Source organism: Paraburkholderia bengalensis (assembly GCF_037126505.1).
GTDB lineage: Bacteria > Pseudomonadota > Gammaproteobacteria > Burkholderiales > Burkholderiaceae > Paraburkholderia > Paraburkholderia bengalensis.
The window spans coordinates 1-3,424 of record NZ_JACFYJ010000206.1; the positions used below are offsets into that span (position 1 = coordinate 1).

The following is a 3,424-nucleotide window of genomic DNA, read 5'->3' on the forward strand; positions in this document are numbered from 1 at the left end:
CGGTGCGATCCTGTCGTACATCATGTGCAAGGCGATGAACCGTTCGTTCTTCAACGTGATTCTGGGCGGCTTCGGCGGCGAGGCGGGTGCGGCGGCAGCGGCGGGCTCGGGCGAACAGAAGCCGGTGAAGTCGGGCTCGGCGGAAGACGCATCGTTCATGCTCGGCAACGCGGAAACCGTCGTGATCGTGCCGGGCTACGGTCTGGCCGTCGCACGCGCGCAGCACGCGCTGAAAGAACTCACCGATCTGCTGATCGAGAAGGGCGTGGATGTGAAGTACGCGATTCACCCTGTCGCGGGACGCATGCCGGGCCACATGAATGTGCTGCTCGCGGAAGCCGAAGTGCCGTACGAGATCGTGCATGAAATGGAAGACATCAACGGGGAGTTCGGCCAGGTCGACGTGGTGCTGGTGCTCGGCGCGAACGACGTGGTGAATCCTGCTGCGAAGACTGATCCGAAGTCGCCGATTGCGGGCATGCCGATCATCGAGGCATACAAGGCGCGCACCGTGATCGTCAACAAGCGCTCGATGGCGGCGGGCTACGCCGGTCTCGACAACGACCTGTTCTACATGGACAAGACGATGATGGTGTTCGGCGATGCGAAGAAGGTGATCGAAGATATGGTGAAGTCTGTCGATTGACGCATCGATGCACGAGGTGCGTTTTTAAGCGCCTCATGCCGACAATCCGATCAGCGCGGCTTCACACCGATGCTGCGCATGAAATCCGCGAGCCGTTTTCCTTCGACATCGGGAAACGGCTCGTGCACTTTCAGGTCTTCGATATTCGCGAGCGCGAAGTGACGGAAGTCGTCGCGCAGTTCGCACCACGCGCCGAGCGTGAAGCGCGCGCCCCAGTACGCAAGTGCCAGCGGCCACACGCGCCGCTGCGTCGTCGCGCCGTGCTTGTCCTGATACGCAAAGCTCACGACGTGCCGCGAATCGATCGCGCGATGCAGCGTGTCGACAATCGCCGACAGATTGCCGTCGATATGAAACGACGGCGCGAAAAAGGCGAGGCGGTCGAGCGTCGCGCGCTTGTCGGCGGGCATCGCCGACGCGATTTTTGCGAGCGCGCCGCGCGCGCCTGCCGCCATGCTTTCGCCGCCCCACGATTCGAGCATCCGCGCGCCCGCCGCCAAGGCCGCGAGTTCATCTGCGGTGAAGGTGAGGGGCGGCAGACTGGCGCTGCGGCTCAAGCGATAACCGATGCCCGGTTCGCCTTCAATCGGCACGCCCGACAACTGCAAATCCTGCACATCGCGGTAGACGGTGCGCAGCGACACATGCAGCCAGTCCGCGAGCTGTTGCGCCGTGGTCAGGCGGCGGCCGCGCAGCAACTCGGCGATCTGGAACAGGCGGTCGGCGCGACGCGTCATCGTGGGAGTCTCCCGGAAGTAGACGGGCAATCTCTCGCGATGATAGCGCCGCACGACGCGCTCCCGTCACGTGTCGCGCCCGCTTTCAGCCATTGGTTTTCGAATGCAGGCCGACGCGGTTGCCTTCCGTGTCGGTGAAAAATCCAATCCAGCCGATGTCGTTCGGAAGCTGCACGGCGGGCCCTTCCACTTTGCCGCCCGCCCGCTTCACGCGTTCGAGCGTTGCGTTGACGGTCGGCCGAGCGTTCAGGTAGATGAGCGAGCCTGTCGCCGACGGTTCCAGCGTCGGGCTCTGCACGATGCTGCCGCCCGTCGATGGCTCGTCGTAGCTGAAGATGGCCATTGGCACGCCGAAATCTTCGCGACGCAGCGTGGTGTCGAGTGCGGCTTCATAGAAACGGACGGCACGCTCGAAGTCGACGGAAGGGATTTCGAACCAGGCGATCGCCCGGTTGAAGTCTGCTGACATGCGGTTCTCCTTTAAGTTGGCGCCGGATGGCGCAGGAGAAGTGTGCTGGCACGCTACTGACAGCGTTCTGTCAGTAGCGTTATGGCGGCGGCGCGCAAAGCGGGCAAGAAAAAAGCGGGCGTGCACCCGCTTCCGGATCGAGTCGGAGAGCCGCTTACTCCTTGGGCCCATCCGACGCCGGGCGTTGCCTGACGCTACCTGCGATCAGATCGAACCTGAACAGCCGGCACTCGAGCGCGCCGTTGTACAACGGCGTTTTCGCCGACTCGCGCAGCCTCAGCTGGCCGGGCAGCTTCCGGTCGGACGTGAGCACGAACGCGTGCCAGCCGGCAAACCGCTTTTTCAATGCATCGCCGAATGACTGGAAGAATTCGGCCATGTCGGCCGTATCCTCTTCGACGCGCCGAAAGCCGCCTTCCTCGCGCCCCGTGTTGCGAATCTCGCCGCGCGGCCCGCGCCCGCGCACTTCGATACGCTCGCCATACGGCGGATTCGCGACCAGGATGCCCGGCTCGGCGGCGGGCGGCATCATGTTGCGCGCGTCGACCTGCTTGAGCGGCAGCGGGGGAAAACCGGCCCGCTCGAAGTTCGCGCGCGCCTTCTCAAGCATGTTGTCGGAGATGTCGCTGCCGAAGATCAGCAGGTCGCGGCGGCCCGCGCGGGCGCCGCGCTTCGCGTCCTGCGCGGCAACTTTCAGCGACTGCCACGCGGAGGCGTCGTACTGCTTGAACTTCTCGAAGCCGAAGCGCCGGTCGACGCCCGGCGCGATGTTCAGCGCCACCTGCGCAGCTTCCGCGAGGAACGTGCCGCTGCCGCACATCGGGTCGTACAGCGGCGTGCCCGGCGTCCAGCCCGTCAGGCGCAGGATGCCCGCCGCGAGGTTCTCGCGCAGCGGCGCCGCGCCCTTGTCGAGGCGCCAGCCGCGCTTGAAAAGCGGCTCGCCCGAGGTATCGAGATACAGCGTGCAGTCGGTGGCCGTCAGGAATGCGAACACGCGCACGTCGGGCGCGCCCGTGTCGATGCTCGGCCGCGCGCCCGTCTTGTCGCGCAGACGGTCGCAGATCGCGTCCTTCACGCGCAGCGTCGCGAATTCGAGGCTGCGCAGAGGCGACTTGATCGCGGTGACGTCGACGCGCAGCGTCTCGTGCGCGGAGAACCACTGCTCCCAGCGCTGTTCGAGGGCGAGCGCATAAACGTCCTGCTCGTTGCGATACGGGCGGTGCGCGATCTTCAGCAGCACGCGGCTCGCGATGCGCGAATGCAGGTTGGCGGCCATGCCGGCTGCCCAGCCGCCCTTGAAGTGCACGCCGCCGGGCACCTGGGCGCCGGCGGTGAACGGCGCGCCGTTCAGATGACGCCCGGCGATGTCGGCCAGCTCGGCGGCGAGCGCGGCTTCGAGGCCGCGCGGGCAGGGAATGAAAAATTCGAAGGACATGGAAGGTTGCCGCAAGGCGTGGATCAAGGCGACATTGTACGCGGTCGCCTCGCGCGGCCCCTGAGCGGGTCGAGCCCCTCGTCGCGGCGTTCGATGCCGACGGCGCAGCGGCGGGCGCCGCCGCGGTCGGCGGCCGG

At 66.0% G+C, this 3,424-nt stretch carries 4 protein-coding genes; 1 reads left to right on the plus strand and 3 read right to left on the minus strand.

The genetic code is table 11. The features are described from left to right. Window positions 1-646 (plus strand): NAD(P)(+) transhydrogenase (Re/Si-specific) subunit beta (locus tag H3V53_RS42510; RefSeq protein WP_336602943.1); only part of this gene is annotated, 646 nt, incomplete at its 5' end. Between the two features lie 50 nt (window positions 647-696). Here the strand turns inward: H3V53_RS42510 and H3V53_RS42515 are convergent. The 3 genes from H3V53_RS42515 to H3V53_RS42525 form a co-directional block, all read right to left on the minus strand. After that, on the minus strand, window positions 697-1,437 hold the full coding sequence (locus tag H3V53_RS42515) for a helix-turn-helix transcriptional regulator (protein ID WP_419539752.1): 741 nt from the start codon (window positions 1,435-1,437) through the stop codon (window positions 697-699). 31 nt (window positions 1,438-1,468) lie between these two features. Further along, window positions 1,469-1,852, minus strand: a complete 384-nt coding sequence (locus tag H3V53_RS42520) for a VOC family protein (protein ID WP_336602944.1) — start codon at window positions 1,850-1,852, stop codon at window positions 1,469-1,471. A gap of 154 nt (window positions 1,853-2,006) precedes the next feature. Then, window positions 2,007-3,287, minus strand: coding sequence for a THUMP domain-containing class I SAM-dependent RNA methyltransferase (locus tag H3V53_RS42525; RefSeq protein ID WP_336602945.1), 1,281 nt, complete (start codon window positions 3,285-3,287; stop codon window positions 2,007-2,009). Between the last annotated feature and the right edge of the window lie 137 nt (window positions 3,288-3,424).